A 14,956-nucleotide genomic window follows, 5' to 3' on the forward strand; every position below is an offset into this window, starting at 1 on the left:
ACTCTAGGAGGCGCCGGAGCTGTTGTCCGTGCGCGGGGTGTTGTCCTCGCGGATCGGGTTGGTGCCCTCGGTGCCGGGGCTCGCGCCGGCGTCCTTGACCGTCTCGCCCTTGACGGTGTCGGAGCTCGCCGCCGACTTGCCGTCGTTCTTCATCTCCTCGACCTCGGACTTGAAGATGCGCATCGAGCGACCGATGGAGCGTGCGGCGTCCGGAAGGCGCTTGAAGCCGAAGAGCACGACCAGGAGGACGAGCAAGATGATGAGGTGCCAGCCCTCGAACAGTCCGCGCATGGTACTCATTTCCTCTCGGTCACCGGGTGACCATGATGTCGATCGTGCCGTGGGTGCGGCACTGCAGTCAGTCTAGGTGCCGGGCCCAGCTGGGACGCCGCGCAGCCAGCCGGGCGCGCCGCTGCTGCTTCAACGAGGCACGGGTGGCGTCGCGTTCCCGCCGCAGCTGACGCGGGTCACCGAAGATGTCGGGCGTGGGCGGAGGAGGTCGCTCCCCGAGGCGGTCGGTCTCGGCCTGCAGCGCCGCCACCGTCCGAGAGGAGTGGCCGACCTCGGCCGTGAGCTCCTTGAACTGGCCCCAGACGCCCCAGGCACGGGTCGCCAGGTAGGCCAGCGCGATCAGCACCAGCAGCGCCCAGATCAGGATCCACCACCACACGGGACGACCCTACTCGTAGGCCCGGAGGGCCTCCTGTGCGCCCTCGCGCACGGAGGCGGCCACGTCGTCCGGGGCGAGGACCGTGCCGCGGCCCCCGAGCCGCCAGACCAGCCGCCGCAGCCAGAGCGTGTCGGCGGTGCGCAGGGTGACCGTCTGTGACCCGTCGGGCTCGGTCCGGACCGAGTCGACCGGGTAGTAGTCGCTGACCCAGGTGGCGCCGGGGAGGAGTCGCAGCGTGACGGGTGTGTCGTCCGGTCGAGGGGTGAACGCCCCGGCGTCGAGATCCCTCAGCTGGGCGTCGGGTGGGGGCGTGCCGTCCTCGTCGAGGACGTCGAGGCGGGCGATCCGGTCCATCCGGAAGGTGCGGGTGTCCTGGGCCAGGTGGCACCAGCCCTCGAGGTACCAGCGCGAGTCGAGGTTCACCACGCGCATCGGGTCGACGTCGCGCTCGGTGGCCTCGTCACGGCTCGGCACGAGGTAACGCAGGTGCACCCGGCGGTGACCCTCGACGGCGCGGCGGGCGTCGGACAACAGGTCGGCCTCCACCCCTTCGCTGATCGCCACCTCGACGCGGGCTGCGGCCTCGGCGCTGGCCCCGGTGGCCTGCTCGAGCTTGGCCATCGCCCGCTCGATGGCGTCCCTCTCCCCCAGGCCGGGCACGGAGGCCAGCGCTCGCAGCCCGACCATCAGGGTCAGGGCCTCGTCACGTCCGAGCCGCAGCGGCCGCGCGATGGTGTCGGCGTTGGTCACGAAGACCCTGCCGTTCTCCCACTGGGCGTCGATCAGCTCGTCGGGCATCTGTCCGTAGCCACAGAGGTAGAGCAGGCGCAGGTCGGTCTCGAGCTGCTCGACGGTGATGCCCAGCTCGGCTGCGGCCCGGTCGAGGTCGATGCCCTGTCGCGCGACCAGCCACGGCACCATCGTCAGCAGCCGGGCCAATCGGTCGGTGGCCGTCTCCGGAGCGGTCTTGCCCTTCTTGGGCGGCGGCGTCATGCCGCACCCCCTGAGTGTGCCGCCAGCGCCCCACGCAGTCGCTGGACGACCAGCTCGCGCACCTCGGGTGGGGACGTGACGACCACGTCGGCGCCGTAGCCGCACACCTCGTCGGCCAGCGCGTCGTCGTCACCGAACGGCACCACGAGCTCGGTCCACTCCCCCAGGTCGGTGCTGCTCGTGGCGCGGCGACGCAGGGTGTTGCCCCGGTCGGCCCGGACGCGGACGACCGCATCACGGGTCGGCTGCTCACCCACGGAGGTGCGGATCATCTCCTGAGCCCGGTGGTCGGCGGGCACGGCATACGGCTGGGCCTTCTTGACCTCGGTGACGTCGCCGTCGATGCGCGACAGGCGGAACACCCTCGCCGCCCCCCGGTCCAGGTCGAAGCCGGTGAGGTACCAGCGACCGTGCCACGACGCCAGCCCCCAGGGCTGCACGACGCGGGTCATCACCTCGCCCTCACCGCCGGTGCGGTAGCCGAAGGAGATCGTGCGCTGGCCGACCACGGCGTTCTTGACGGGCTCGAAGGCCGGCTCGCTGGTGCCGAGCCGGGGCTCGATGCCGATCAGCGAGTCGCCGTCACGCTCGATGCCGGCGGCCTTGAGCTTCCGCAGCGCCTGGGCGGCCGGACCCGCGAGCGACGCGTGCGCCCAGGTGCGGCTGGCCAGACCCAGCACGGCGAGCTCGTCGGCCTCGAAGGAGATGTCGGGGAGGGCGTACTCGCGCTGGTCGATGCGGTAGCCCACCTCGTCGTCCCAGGCGCCACCGATGTCCTCGGTGACGAGCGGGATGCCGAGCTCGCGCAGCTCGTCCTTGTCACGCTCGAACATCCGGTCGAAAGCCTCGTCGCTCGTGGCATCGCCGTACTGCGGGACGACGGCACGGATCCGCGACTTGGGCAGGGGGCGGCGGGTGTAGAGCAGGCAGAGCACGAGGTTGAGCAGGCGCTCGGTCTTGGCCGCCGGACCGGTGGGGGAACTCACCCGCCCGACGCTACCCGAGTGCGACCCGCCCCTCGTGGCTAGTCTGCGTGTCGTGATGCAGTGGCGCGAGGGAACGGTCGAGCAGGTGCGTGGCCAGTGGCCGGGCGCCGTCGAGTATGCCGTGCGGCTGAAGCCCGCCGGCGCTGCTGCAGCCGAGGTGGCCGGCGACGACGTGGTGCGGGCGCTGGCCTACACCGCCCTGGTCGGTGAGCCACAGGTCGGCGACCGGGTGCTGCTCAACGCCTCCGCACTGCTGCGCGGGCTCGGCACCGGCGGCCTGGCGTTCATCGTCGCGGCCCCCGACCGGCTGCCGGCCGACCCGGTGGGTTCGCCGGGGCACATCGTCAAGGCGCGGTACACCCCGCAGCAGCAGATGTTCATGGCGGTGGACGAGCAGGACAGCCCGCACCACGACGTCATGACCGGACCGCTGGCGACGGCGGGAGACCTGCAGGGCATGCCGGTCGTCGTGGCCGACCTCCACTCGGCCCTACCAGCGGTGCTGGCCGGCATCCGGCTCGACCGCCCCCAGGCCCGGGTGGTCTACCTCATGACGGACGGTGGAGCGCTGCCCCTCGCCTTCTCCCGCACCGTCGCCACCCTCACCGCGCACGGCTGGCTGGCTGGCACCGTGACGGTCGGGCAGGCCTACGGCGGTGAGCACGAGGCCGTCACCCTGCACTCCGGACTACTGGCCGCCCGCCACGTGCTGGGGGCCGACCTCGCGATCGTCATCCAGGGGCCGGGCAACGTCGGCACCGGGACCGCCTGGGGCTACACCGGTGTCGCCGCCGGCGAGGCGCTCAACGCCGTCGGCACCCTCGGCGGCCGCGGGGTTGCCGCGCTCCGGGTGTCGGACGCCGACCAGCGCGACCGGCACCGCGGGATCTCCCACCACAGCACGACCGCCTACGGGCGGGTCTGCCTCGTGGCGGCGGACGTCCCCCTGCCCACGGACCCCTCGGAGTTCGGGCTGCTGGTCGCCGACCAGGCCCACGCCCTGGTGCGCAACGCCCAGGGCGCCCTGCGGGTCAGGGACGTCGACGCCGACGGCCTGGACGCCGCCCTGCGGGCCGTCCCGGTGACCCTCTCGACGATGGGCCGGGGCCTCGACGAGGACCACGCGGCGTTCCTCTACAGCGCAGCAGCCGGGCGGCATGCCGCCCGGCTGCTGGAGAGCTGACTGCTCAGCTGGAGCGCGACCCGCTCAGCGCACGTCCACGAGGTCGACGACGAAGATCAGCGTCTCGCCGCCCTTGATCGCGGCACCGGCGCCGCGGTCGCCGTAGCCCAGGTGCGGGGGGATGACCAGCTTGCGCCGGCCGCCGACCTTCATGCCCACGATGCCGTCGTCCCAGCCACGGATGACCTGGCCGACGCCGAGCCGGAAGTCGAGGGGCGCGCCGCGGTTCCAGGAGGCGTCGAACTCCTCGCCGGTGGAGTGGGCGACGCCGACGTAGTGCGCCGAGATGGTGTCGCCGGCTCCGGCCTCCTGGCCGTCACCCTCGGTGATGTCCTCGATGACCAGCTCGGCCGGGGCCGCGTCGCCGGGGAAGTCGATCTCGGGCTTGGTGGTGTTGGGGTCGAAACCCATGGGGGGTGCTCCTTCGCAGGGGAATGGTCGGGATGGGGTGGTACGGGTGGGGCCGAGCTCGGGTCAGTACGCCGCGAGCTCGGGTCAGTACGCCGCGAGGATGTCGACGACGAACACGAGCGTGTCGGTGCCCTTGATCTTCGGGGGGCTGCCGGCGGCACCGTAGCCGTCCGCCGGCGGGACCACCATCAGGACGCGGCTGCCGACGGTCCTGCCGACCAGCTGGGCGTCCCAGGCCTTGATGACCTGCTGCTTGCCGATCACGGTCTCGAAGTACTTGTCGGGGCTGTTGGCGGAGGAGTCGAAGACCGACCCGTCCTTCCAGAGCGCACCCGTGTAGGTCACCCGGATGGTCTGGCCGGCGGCCACCTTGGCGCCCGAGCCCTCCACGAGCAGCTGGCCCACCGTCTTGGTCGGCGGCTTCTTGCCCTTGGGGATGGTGATCGTGGCGGCCTTGCCCGGCTCGACCGTGACGGTCGGCAGGCCCGCGGCGGGCTTGACCTCCTTGCCCTCCGCGGAGGCCAGCGGCTTGGTCGCCGCCAGCACGTCCATGAGGAAGACGACCGTGTCGGTGCCCGCGACCTTGATCTCCGCGTTGCCCTGGGTGCCGAACGCGTCCTTGGGAGGCATCGCCACCAGCACGCGCGAACCGATCTTCTGGTTCAGCAGGCCCTTCTTGAGGCCGGGGAGCAGGTCGCTCGCCCCGAGGTTCAGGCCGAGGTTCTGCTTGCCGAAGTTGCTGTCGAGCACCGAGGAGTCCTTGCCGTTGAGCAGGACGTACTTCAGACTCACGATCTCGTCGCCCTTGACCGGTGCGCCGGAGCCGGCCTTGACCACCTTGGTCGTCGTCTCGGCCACCGAGAGCGGCTTGGGGTTGACCGTCACGGTCGGGGCGGTGGTGTCGCTTCCTCCGGTCACCGTGATCTTGTCGAGCGCGGAACCCTTGGACTCCTTGGTGTCACCGCAGCCGGTGAGCGCCAGGGCTGCCGCCAGGGCGGCGGCAGTGAGGGCAGGAAAACGTCGCAGATGCACGGTGAAGGACTTTCGCTGGGGGCGGGGAACCAGCGCCCACCATAACCTTCACGGCTGGCAAAGCCCGATTCGTCCCGGTATGCCGAGCACGCGGCATACCGCGTCGGGGCCTCAGCCGCGCATGCCCTCGATGAGCCGGTCGACCCGCGCGTCCACCGCGGCGAAGGGGTCCTTGCAGAGCACGGTGCGCTGGGCCTGGTCGTTGAGCTTGAGGTGCACCCAGTCGACGGTGAAGTCGCGACGGTGCTCCTGCGCGGCCTTGATGAAGTCACCCCTCAGCTTGGCCCGCGTGGTCTGCGGCGGCACCGTCTTGGCCTCGAACACCTCCGGGTCGGTGGTGATGCGGGCTGCCCGCCCGTGCTTCTGGAGCAGGTAGAAGACGCCACGCTCGCGGTTGACGTCGTGGTAGGCGAGGTCGAGCTGGGCGATCCGGGCGTGCTCCATCGGGAGGTCGTGCTTGGCCATGTAGCCGGTGATCAGCTTGTGCTTGATCACCCAGTCGATCTCGGTGTCGACCAGCGACAGGTCGCCGGAGTCGACCGCGCGGATGGTGCGCTCCCACAGGTCGAGGACCTGCTTGTGGATCGGGTCCTCGAGGCCCTCGCGGTCGGCGAAGGCCTGCGCGCGCTCGAGGTACTCGGACTGGATCTGCAGCGCGGACAGCTCCCGTCCGTTGCTGAGCCGGACCGTCTTGCGCCCCGTCATGTCGTGGCTCATCTCGCGGATCGCCCGGATCGGGTTCTCCAGGGTGAGGTCGCGCACCACCATGCCGGCCTCGATCATCCGGAGCACGAGGTCGGCCGACCCGACCTTGAGCATCGTGGTGGTCTCGCTCATGTTCGAGTCGCCGACGATCACGTGCAGCCGGCGGTAGCGCTCGGCGTCGGCATGGGGCTCGTCGCGGGTGTTGATGATCGGACGGCTGCGGGTGGTCGCCGACGAGACGCCCTCCCAGATGTGGTCGGCGCGCTGGCTGACGCAGTAGGTCGCGCCCTTGGAGGTCGTGACGACCTTGCCGGCCCCGCAGGTGATCTGGCGGCTGACCAGGAACGGGATGAGCACGTCCGACAGCTGCTGGAACTCCCCCGCCCGGCCCACCAGGAAGTTCTCGTGACAGCCGTAGGAGTTGCCGGCCGAGTCGGTGTTGTTCTTGAAGACGTAGATCTCGCCCTCGATGCCCTCCTCGGCGAGCCGCTCCTGGGCGTCTGCCACCAGGCCCTCGATGATCCGCTCCCCGGCCTTGTCGTGGACCACGAGCTGGCGCACGTGGTCGCACTCCGGGGTGGCGTACTCGGGGTGGGAGCCGACATCGAGGTAGAGCCGGCTGCCGTTGGACAGGAACACGTTGGAGGAGCGGCCCCACGAGACGACCTTGCGGAAGAGGTAGCGGGCGACCTCGTCCGGGGTCAGCCGTCGCTGCCCCTCGAACGTGCACGTGATGCCGTACTCGTTCTCGATCCCGAAGATCCGCCGGTCCATGAACCCACTCTAGGCTTTACCAGCCTCAGGGCCGCGAGGTTGACGGTCCGTGGAATCATGGGCGCCATGCCCGACGCCCACGCAGCGGACGCGGGGACCCGTGCGACCGGTTCGACCACCACGCAAGTGGGCGACCTCACGCGGCACACCCAGTCCATCCTCGAACGCGCCCAGGCGTATGCCGACGCCATGCGAGCCGAGACCGACCAGGTCCTGGCCACCGCACGGGCGGATGCCGCGCGCATCCGTGACGAGGTCCAGACCCTGCTCGACGACGCGCAGCGCCAGCACGCCGACGCCGTGCGTGAGCGCGAGCAGGCCGACCGCGCGCTGGCCGAGGCGACCCGCGAGGCGGAGTCGCTCGTCTCCGACGCCGCCGAGCAGGCCTCGATGCTCAACGAGTCGGCGACCCGCACCAGCGACGAGGTGGTCACCTCCGCGCGAGCCGAGGCGTCGGCCATCCTCGAGGACGCCACCACCCGCGCCGAGGCCCTGCGCGCCAGTGCCCAGAGCGACTACGACGCGGCGATGGCCCGGTATGCCGCACACGAGGCCGAGCGCGACGCCGACTTCCGAGCCGGTGTCGAGAAGATGGACGCCCACTTCGCCGAGCGCGAGGAGCAGGAGCAGGCCACCCGGGTCGCTCTGCTGGAGGAGGCCACCGCCGCGGCCACGAAGCATCGCGAGGACGCGCAGGTCGAGGCCGAGCGGATGATCGGCGCCGCCGCGATCCACGAACAGGAGACGGCCGCCAAGGCGGCCACCCTGCTGGAGCAGGCACGGACCGACGCCCAGGAGCGCCTCGACCGGGCCCATGCCGAGGCCGGCGAGATCATGACGCAGGCCGAGGACCACCTCAAGTGGGGCCAGGACACGGTGCGTCGGATCCTCGACGAGGGTGACGCCGAGGTGCGCCGGATGCGCAAGGAGACCCACCGCGAGCTGGCGGCCCGGGTGCGCTCACGGCGTCAGCTGATCCAGACCGCCCTGGCCCAGACCGCCCACCGGGCCCGCTCCGACCGCGAGTCGGCCAGGCTGGAGTCCGACCGGCTCCGCGCCCAGGCCGAGGCCGTGATGGCCGCCGCGCAGGCGCAGGCCGAGCGCACCACCGCCGCCGCGGCCGCCGAGGCCGAGCGGGTGCGCTGGACCGCTGCCGAGACCGAGCGTGCGGCCGACGAGCGCGCCGCGCGGCGGCTCGAGGAGGCCGAGAAGGCGGCGCGCCTCGTCAGGGAGCGGACCGCCCAGGAGATCGAACGCCTGCAGCGCGAGACGCACGAGTCCCACCGGCAGGCCCGCGAGGAGCTGGTCACGACCACCGCCCAGGCCCGTGCCGACGCGGACCGGGTGCGCGAGGAGGCTCGTGCCATGCTCGAGCGCGCGCGCTCCGAGGTGGCCGCGCTGGCCTCCCGCCGCGAGGACATCACCACCCAGCTGGGTCACCTCTCGGGCGTGATCAACGCCCTCGCCGTCCCCGAGAAGGCCGCGAACCCCTCGGCCGACGACAGCGTCGCGGACCTCCCCGACGCCCCGGAAACCCCCGATCCCATCCCCCACCGAGAACGGAACGACCATGAGTGACACGACCTCCTTCCGCAGCGTGCTGCGCGGCTACGACCCGGCGCAGGTCGACCAGTGGCGGGCCGAGCACGCGGGCGCCCTGGAGCAGGCGCGCCAGGAGGCTGCCGAGCGCACCGTCGAGGTCAGCGAGCTGCGGGCCGCGCTCGCTCGCGCCCAGGACGAGCAGTCGGGCACCGCCCAGGCGCTCGCCGCGCTGCGCGAGGAGCAGAGCAAGGCCGCCGCCCCGACCTACGCCAACCTCGGCGAGCGGATCGGCACGATCCTCAGCCTCGCCGACGAGGAGGCCGACGAGATCCGGTCCAACGCGCGGGCCGACGCCGACACCCTCAAGGGCACCACCACGCTCGAGGCCGACCGCGTCCGCGCGGAGGCGGACCGCTATGCCGAGGACGTTCGCACCAAGGCCGACGCGCAGGCCACCCAGGTCGTCGAGAAGGCCAAGCAGCAGGCCGACGCGATCCTCGACGACGCCGACCGCGAAGCCTCCGCACGGCGTGAGGAGGCCGAGGCGTTCTACGAGCACCAGCGCGCCCGGGCCGCCTCGGCCGCCGCCGACTTCGAGGCCACCCTCGGCCAGCGCCGCGACAAGGCGGCCGCCGAGTTCTCCGCGCAGATGGCCGCCCAGCAGGACGCCCTGACGCAGGCGCAGGAACGCGCCTCCACCCTGTCGGCCGACAGCGAGCGGGCGCACGCCGAGGCGCAGGCCGAGAGCCAGCGCGCCCTCGAGGCGGCCAAGGCGGAGGCCGAGCAGTTGGTCGCCTCCGCACGCGAGCAGGCCGAGCGCATCCGTCGCGACTCCGAGCGCGAGCTGTCGGCAGCGACGCAGCGCCGTGACAGCATCACCGCGCAGCTGAGCAACGTCCGGCAGATGCTGGCGACCCTCGGTGGCGCTGCGATGGTCGACGGGCTCGACGACCACCAGGACGCTGCGGCCAAGCCGTCGGCGGGCCAGCCGGTCGCGGAGACCGCACCCGGGTCGAGCGCCGAGTCCGGCGCCGCGACTGACCCCGAGGCTGCGGCCGACGGGCCGGTCGACGAGGTGGCTCCGCACGACGAGGCCGAGCCGCACGACGAGGCCGAGCCGGTCGACGAGCTCGACGACGCTGACGAGTCCGCTGACGGTGCCACTGACGCCGACGAGGAGCCCGAGGGCACCCAGGACGAGGACGCCGCCAAGGCCGACGCGAAGGCCGACGCGAAGGCGGGCACGCGGGCCTGACCCATGGCGCTACTCGTGCTCGGTGGGACCGCGTGGCTGGGCCGTGAGGTCGCTGCCGCGGGCGTGGCGCTGGGCCAGGAGGTCACGATCCTGGCCCGGGGCCGGTCCGGGGCCCCACCCGACGGCGTCGAGGTCGTCCGCGCGGACCGCGGCGAGCCCGGCGCCTACGCCGAGGTGCGGGACCGCGACTGGGACGTCGTCGTCGACGTCGCGCGCCAGCCGAGCCACGTGGCCGGGGCACTGGAGGCGCTCGGCGACCGCACCGGGTCCTGGGTCTTCGTCTCCTCCGCCTCCGTCTACGCGGGTGACCAGGTCCCGGGCGCGGACGAGACGGCTGAGCTGCTGGCCGCCCACGAGGCCGACGACGAGGGCTGGGAGACCTACGGCGCGCGCAAGGTGGCCGGCGAGCGGCTCGTCCTCGCGGCCGTGGGCGACCGTGCCCTGGTCGCGCGCTCCGGGCTGATCGCCGGTCCCGGCGACCACACCGACCGCACCGGATACTGGCCGCTGCGCTTCGCTCACCCGGCGAGTCCTGACGATGCGGTGCTGGTGCCCGACACCCCACTGCTGACCCAGGTGCTCGACGTCCGCGACCTCGCCGGCTGGCTCGTCCGCGCCGGACTCTCCCGGGCCAGCGGCGTGGTCAACGCGAGCGGCCCGACCATCCCCCTGGCCGACCACCTCGCAGTCGCCCGGACTGTCGCCGGCCACACCGGCGCCGTGGTCCCCGTCGACCAGGACTGGCTGGCGGCCCGCGAGGTCGCCCCCTGGTCGGGTGAGCGGAGCCTGCCGCTCTGGCTGCCGCTGCCGGAGTATGCCGGGTTCATGGCCCGCAGCACGGCCGCGGCCGAGGCCCTCGGGCTGGTCGCCCGACCGCTCGAGCAGACCTTGGCCGACACCCTGGCGTGGGAGGTGGCGTCCGGTCCGGGACGGCCCCGCAAGGCCGGGCTGTCGCCCACCGACGAGCTCGCCCTGCTGGTCGACGCCCGGAGCTAGGTCGACGCCACACCCTCGGCGCCCGGATGTGGGCACAGTCGCCATGTCCACGACCCGGCAGCCTGCGTAGCGTCGCAGTCGCGCCCAGGAGGCGGTGCCCGCCGGGATGACGAGGGAGACACGTGCTGCAGCAGGGCCGACAGCTCGCCACGGATCACGTGGAGGTCGGTGACGGGCGGCTGGCAGTGCACCGGCTGGCCGAGGCCGCGTCCGGGTCATCGACGGTGGTCGCCCTGCACACCATCTCGTCGAACGCCTTGAGCTGGGTGCCCGTGGCGCGGGCCCTCACCGGACGGGTGGGGGTCCTCGCGCCCGACCTGCGCGGCCGAGCCGAGAGCTCCACGCTGCGCTCGACCGGTCTGGCCGACCACGTGGCCGACGTGGTGCGGGTGCTCGACCACTACGAGCTGGAGCGCCCGGTGCTGGCGGGCCACTCGATGGGCGCGTTCGTCGCGGCCCTTACCGCCGCGACCCATCCCGACCGGGTGGCAGGAGTCGTGTTGGTCGACGGTGGACTCGCGTTCCCCTCCCCCGGGACGTTCGACGTCGACGAGGTGCTGCACAGCATCATCGGTCCGGCGATGGACCGGCTGTCGATGACCTTCGACGACGAGGCGGCCTACCTGCGGCACTGGCGCGGGCACCCGGCGATGGGTCCATTGCTGGGCTCGCCTGCGGGAGGCGACCTCACGGCATACCTGCTGCACGACCTGGCCGGGGCCCCCGGTCAGATGCGCTCGACGAGCTCACTGGAGTGTGTGCGGGCCGACTGGGCCGACCTCATGAGCGACCCTGCGACGCTGAGCGCCGTGCACACCCTCCAGTGCCCCAGCCACCTGTTCTGGGCGGCTCGGGGTCCGCTGGGGCAGCCCGAGGGCCTCTACACCGCCGAGCGCATCGCCCGCGCCCGCCTGCCGAGGGATGTCGCCGTCACCGGGCTGGACGCCGACCACTACGGCAGCCTGCTCGAGGCCTCGTCGGTGCGGCTGGTCGCGGAGGGCGTCACCCGGCTGGCGGGTGTACCAGCATCCGGACGCGACATCCACGCCTCGGGCAGATAACGGCATGTTTGGTCCCGACAAACATCGCGTTACCTTCGAGAGGACCGTCATGGCCACCCTGCGACTGGGCGACGACGCCCCCGACTTCACCGCCCAGACCACCGAGGGCGAACTGACCTTCCACGACTGGAAGGGCGACGGCTGGGCCGTGCTGTTCAGCCACCCTGCCGACTTCACGCCGGTCTGCACCACCGAGCTCGGGCGCGTCGCGCAGCTCAAGGACGAGTGGGCCGCGCGCAACACCAAGGTGCTCGCCGTCTCCGTGGACGCCCTCGAGGACCACACCGCGTGGAAGTCCGATATCGAGGAGGTGTCCGGCGCCGCCGTCACCTACCCGATCGTCGCCGACCAGGACCGCGAGGTCGCCGAGCTCTACGACATGATCCACCCCGGCGCGGGCGACACCTCGCCGGTCCGCTCCGTGTTCCTCATCGACCCGGCCGGCAAGGTGCGGCTGTCGCTGACCTACCCCAAGAGCGCCGGCCGCAACTTCGACGAGATCCTGCGCGCCCTCGATGCGTTGCAGGTCAACGACGCCGGCCCGTTCTCGACGCCGGTCGACTGGAAGGTCGGCGAGCGGATCATCGTGGCCCCGACGGTCACGACCGAAGACGCCCGGGCCCGGTTCAAGGGCGTCGAGGTGGTCAAGCCCTACCTGCGCTACGCCGAGGCGCCGAGCGCCTGACGCCGGCGCGGCCTACGTTGGGGGTCATGACCCCAGCCAGCACGCCCTCCGACCGCCCCGTCGCCAGCCACCCCGTCCCCGTCGCCGACGGTGAGGTGCCCGCCGACCTCTACCTGCCCGAGGCCGGCACCGGCCCCGGCGTCGTGCTCTTCCAGGAGATCTTCGGCGTCACCGACTACATCCGCGGTCGGGCCCAGGACCTGGCCGACCTCGGCTACGTCGTGCTGGTCCCCCACGTCTACTGGCGGGTGGGCGACGAGGTGGTCAGCGAGGCTGCCGACGGGCTGCCGCGGGCGATGGAGCTGCTCGGCAAGGTCGACTGGGACGCGGCCGTCCGTGACGGTGCCGCGGCGCTGGACGCGCTCCAGGACCTCCCGGCGGTCGACGGACCGGTCGGCGTGCTCGGGTTCTGCTTCGGCGGCGGGCTCGCGTTCAACGTCGCGGCCGTGACCGGCGCGGCAGGAGCCGGCCCCGACGCGCTGGTGAGCTACTACGGCTCGGCGCTGCCCACCCTGCTCGGGCTCGCCCCGCAGGTGAGCGCACCCAGCCTGCACCACTTCGGCCTGGACGACGCCTACATCCCGGTCGACACCGTGCACGAGATCGAGGCCGCGGTGACCGCCGCCAACGACGACGTGACGTTCCTGACCTACGCCGGCGCCGGGCACGCCTTCGACAACCCGTCGCCGGTGTTCCACCACGAGGGCGCCTCGCAGGAGGCCTGGGCCGCGACGACCGCCTGGCTGGCCGAGAAGCTGCCGGTGTGACCCCTACTCGGTGGCCGGCCCGGTGCCCTGCTCGGGGCGCTGGGTCTGCGGGTTGCTCGACTCGTCGCGGGGCGACCCCTCACCCGTGAGGGTGTCGTGCCGACCCGGCGTGGGGTCGTCCTCGGCGGGGGCGTCGCTGGTCGGGTCCTCGGTGCTGAGCAGGGCGTCGAGCAGGCCGCCACCGATCCGGCGGAAGGTCCGGCGCGGACGCTCGCGGTCGAGCACGGCCACCTCGAGCTGGGCGGCCGTGAGGGTGCGCGGGGGGCCACCCGCGGGTGCGGCCGGGTCCTGGCTCAGCAGCCCGACGGCGAGGCTGAGCGCGTCGCCGAGGCTCAGCCCGGGGCTCCAGCGGGCCTTGAGCCCGGTCTCGATCGTCTCGGCGGCCCCGCCCATGGCCACGAAGCCGAGCTCGTCAGCCACCGACCCGTCGTAGGTGAGCCGGTAGATCTGGTCCTCGTCGGCGGTCGTCCCGACCTCGGCGACGACGATCTCGACCTCGTAGGGCTTGGACTCCTGGGTGAAGACCGTCCCGAGGGTCTGCGCGTAGGCGTTGGCCAGACCGCGCGCGGTCACGTCGGTGCGGTCGTAGGAGTAGCCGCGCAGGTCGGCATACCGGACGCCCGCGACGCGGAGGTTCTCGAACTCGTTGTACTTGCCGACCGCTGCGAAGGCGATGCGGTCGTAGATCTCGGAGACCTTGTGGAGGGCCCGCGAGGGGTTCTCGGCGACGAACGCGATGCCCTTGTCGTAGCCGAGCACGACCACGGAGCGGCCCCGGGCGATTCCCTTGCGGGCGTAGTCGGCCCGGTCCTTCATGAGCTGCTCGGGCGAGACGTAGAACGGCATGCTGGTCATCGCGCGCCTCCCGGGTTGCCCTGTCGTGCGGCGATGACGGCCTCGACCACCTCGCGCAGCTCGTCGTCGGACACGAAGCGCACGCCGTCGACGCCGACCACGGCCACGGTGGGCCAGATCCGCCGACCCACGTCGGGGCCCCCGGTGGCGGAGTCGTCGTCGGCCGCGTCGTAGAGGGCCTCCACGACCACGCTGACGACCTCGTCGGCAGTCAGGCCCGGGCGCCAGACCTTCTTGAGCGCTCCCCGTGCGAACAACGAGCCGGAGCCGACGCTGTGGTGGTCGTGCTCCTCATAGCACCCGCCCGTGACGTCGTAGGAGAAGATCCGGCCGAGCTGGCGGTCGAGGTCGTAGCCCGCGAACAGGGGCACGACCGACAGGCCCTGCATGGCCATCCCGAGGTTCGACCTGATCATCGAGGCGAGGCGGTTCGCCTTGCCCTCCAGCGAGAGCAGCGTGCCCTCGATCTTCTCGTAGTGCTCGAGCTCGACCTGGAACAGCTTGACCAGCTCGATCGCGATCCCGGCGGTGCCGGCGATCCCGACGGCGGAGTACTCGTCCCCCGCGAAGACCTTCTCCATGTCGCGGTTGGCGATGATGTTGCCCATCGTGGCGCGCCGGTCACCGGCCATCACCACCCCACCGGTGAAGGTGGCGGTGACGATCGTCGTGCCGTGGGGTGCCTCGAGCGTGCTCCCCGGAGGCAGCACGCGACGGGACGGCAACAGGGAGGGGGCGTGGGCGCCGACGAACTCGGTGAACGAGGACGACCCGGCGGAGAGGTATGCCGCGGGGAGCTTGCCCGCGTCGGCGCCAGTGGTCACTGGCCGCCCTTCTGGACGAAGCCGCGGACGAACTCCTCAGCGTTGGACTCGAGCACGCCGTCGATCTCGTCGAGGACGCTGTCGATGTCGGAGTCGAGGTTCTCCTTGCGGGCCGTCGCCTCCGGCGCCGCGGGAGTGGGCTCGGGCGCCTCGTCGGGGGCGTCGTCGCGACGTTGTGGCCGGCTCTGCTCTTGGCTGGGCATTGGTGGGACCTCTC

17 protein-coding genes are annotated in these 14,956 nt (G+C 72.3%); 7 read left to right on the forward strand and 10 right to left on the reverse strand.

Annotated elements, in window-relative coordinates:
* Positions 1 to 3: 3 nt before the first annotated feature.
* From tatA to ABD262_RS06895, 4 genes are all read right to left on the reverse strand, one after another.
* Positions 4 to 291 carry a Sec-independent protein translocase subunit TatA gene (gene tatA / locus ABD262_RS06880; RefSeq protein ID WP_344133099.1) on the reverse strand — a complete coding sequence of 96 codons (288 nt, stop codon included), beginning with the start codon at positions 289 to 291 and terminating at the stop codon, positions 4 to 6.
* A 67-nt stretch (positions 292 to 358) separates the two neighbouring features.
* Entirely contained in the window at positions 359 to 670 is a 312-nt protein-coding gene (locus ABD262_RS06885; RefSeq protein WP_344133101.1) for a hypothetical protein, read from the reverse strand.
* A 9-nt stretch (positions 671 to 679) separates the two neighbouring features.
* Positions 680 to 1,663, reverse strand: a complete 984-nt coding sequence (locus ABD262_RS06890) for a helix-turn-helix transcriptional regulator (RefSeq protein WP_344133104.1) — start codon at positions 1,661 to 1,663, stop codon at positions 680 to 682.
* The gene (locus ABD262_RS06895) at positions 1,660 to 2,649 is read right to left on the reverse strand and encodes a helix-turn-helix transcriptional regulator (RefSeq protein WP_344133107.1); all 990 of its coding nucleotides are present in this window, start codon (positions 2,647 to 2,649) and stop codon (positions 1,660 to 1,662) included. The genes ABD262_RS06890 and ABD262_RS06895 overlap by 4 nt, the downstream gene beginning before the upstream one ends.
* Positions 2,650 to 2,701: 52 nt before the next feature.
* On the opposite strand from ABD262_RS06895, the gene ABD262_RS06900 reads away from it, so the two are divergent.
* Positions 2,702 to 3,832 carry a DUF3866 family protein gene (locus ABD262_RS06900; protein ID WP_344133110.1) on the forward strand — a complete coding sequence of 377 codons (1,131 nt, stop codon included), beginning with the start codon at positions 2,702 to 2,704 and terminating at the stop codon, positions 3,830 to 3,832.
* Between the two features lie 24 nt (positions 3,833 to 3,856).
* On the opposite strand, the gene ABD262_RS06905 is transcribed toward ABD262_RS06900, so the two are convergent.
* From ABD262_RS06905 to pafA, 3 genes are all read right to left on the reverse strand, one after another.
* Positions 3,857 to 4,243, reverse strand: coding sequence for an FKBP-type peptidyl-prolyl cis-trans isomerase (locus ABD262_RS06905; RefSeq protein ID WP_344133113.1), 387 nt, complete (start codon positions 4,241 to 4,243; stop codon positions 3,857 to 3,859).
* 84 nt (positions 4,244 to 4,327) lie between these two features.
* Positions 4,328 to 5,275, reverse strand: a complete 948-nt coding sequence (locus ABD262_RS06910) for an FKBP-type peptidyl-prolyl cis-trans isomerase (RefSeq protein WP_344133116.1) — start codon at positions 5,273 to 5,275, stop codon at positions 4,328 to 4,330.
* A gap of 111 nt (positions 5,276 to 5,386) precedes the next feature.
* The gene (pafA, locus tag ABD262_RS06915) at positions 5,387 to 6,754 is read right to left on the reverse strand and encodes a Pup--protein ligase (protein WP_344133119.1); all 1,368 of its coding nucleotides are present in this window, start codon (positions 6,752 to 6,754) and stop codon (positions 5,387 to 5,389) included.
* Positions 6,755 to 6,820: 66 nt separating this feature from the next.
* Between pafA and ABD262_RS06920 the strand changes: the two genes are divergently transcribed.
* The 6 genes from ABD262_RS06920 (at position 6,821) to ABD262_RS06945 (ending at position 13,060) form a co-directional block, all read left to right on the forward strand.
* On the forward strand, positions 6,821 to 8,332 hold the full coding sequence (locus tag ABD262_RS06920; RefSeq protein WP_344133121.1) for a hypothetical protein: 1,512 nt from the start codon (positions 6,821 to 6,823) through the stop codon (positions 8,330 to 8,332).
* Positions 8,325 to 9,551: a coiled-coil domain-containing protein gene (locus tag ABD262_RS06925; protein WP_344133124.1), complete on the forward strand. Its 1,227-nt coding sequence runs from the start codon at positions 8,325 to 8,327 to the stop codon at positions 9,549 to 9,551. The genes ABD262_RS06920 and ABD262_RS06925 overlap by 8 nt, the downstream gene beginning before the upstream one ends.
* A gap of 3 nt (positions 9,552 to 9,554) precedes the next feature.
* The gene (locus tag ABD262_RS06930) at positions 9,555 to 10,547 is read left to right on the forward strand and encodes a Rossmann-fold NAD(P)-binding domain-containing protein (RefSeq protein ID WP_344133126.1); all 993 of its coding nucleotides are present in this window, start codon (positions 9,555 to 9,557) and stop codon (positions 10,545 to 10,547) included.
* Between the two features lie 122 nt (positions 10,548 to 10,669).
* On the forward strand, positions 10,670 to 11,608 hold the full coding sequence (locus tag ABD262_RS06935; RefSeq protein WP_344133129.1) for an alpha/beta hydrolase: 939 nt from the start codon (positions 10,670 to 10,672) through the stop codon (positions 11,606 to 11,608).
* 49 nt (positions 11,609 to 11,657) lie between these two features.
* Positions 11,658 to 12,293 carry a peroxiredoxin gene (locus tag ABD262_RS06940; RefSeq protein WP_344133132.1) on the forward strand — a complete coding sequence of 212 codons (636 nt, stop codon included), beginning with the start codon at positions 11,658 to 11,660 and terminating at the stop codon, positions 12,291 to 12,293.
* Between the two features lie 26 nt (positions 12,294 to 12,319).
* Complete coding sequence (locus tag ABD262_RS06945; protein WP_344133135.1) at positions 12,320 to 13,060, forward strand: dienelactone hydrolase family protein; 741 nt, start codon at positions 12,320 to 12,322, stop codon at positions 13,058 to 13,060.
* 3 nt (positions 13,061 to 13,063) lie between these two features.
* Here the strand turns inward: ABD262_RS06945 and prcA are convergent, their stop codons facing one another.
* From prcA to ABD262_RS06960, 3 genes are read right to left on the reverse strand one after another with little or no spacing between them, the layout of a single operon-like run.
* Complete coding sequence (gene prcA / locus ABD262_RS06950) at positions 13,064 to 13,915, reverse strand: proteasome subunit alpha (protein WP_344133138.1); 852 nt, start codon at positions 13,913 to 13,915, stop codon at positions 13,064 to 13,066.
* The gene (gene prcB, locus ABD262_RS06955) at positions 13,912 to 14,739 is read right to left on the reverse strand and encodes a proteasome subunit beta (protein WP_344133141.1); all 828 of its coding nucleotides are present in this window, start codon (positions 14,737 to 14,739) and stop codon (positions 13,912 to 13,914) included. Before prcB ends, prcA begins: the two co-directional genes overlap by 4 nt.
* Positions 14,736 to 14,942: a ubiquitin-like protein Pup gene (locus tag ABD262_RS06960; RefSeq protein WP_056914404.1), complete on the reverse strand. Its 207-nt coding sequence runs from the start codon at positions 14,940 to 14,942 to the stop codon at positions 14,736 to 14,738. Before ABD262_RS06960 ends, prcB begins: the two co-directional genes overlap by 4 nt.
* Positions 14,943 to 14,956 lie beyond the last annotated feature (14 nt).

It is taken from the genome of Pedococcus bigeumensis (assembly GCF_039531795.1).
GTDB lineage: Bacteria > Actinomycetota > Actinomycetes > Actinomycetales > Dermatophilaceae > Pedococcus > Pedococcus bigeumensis.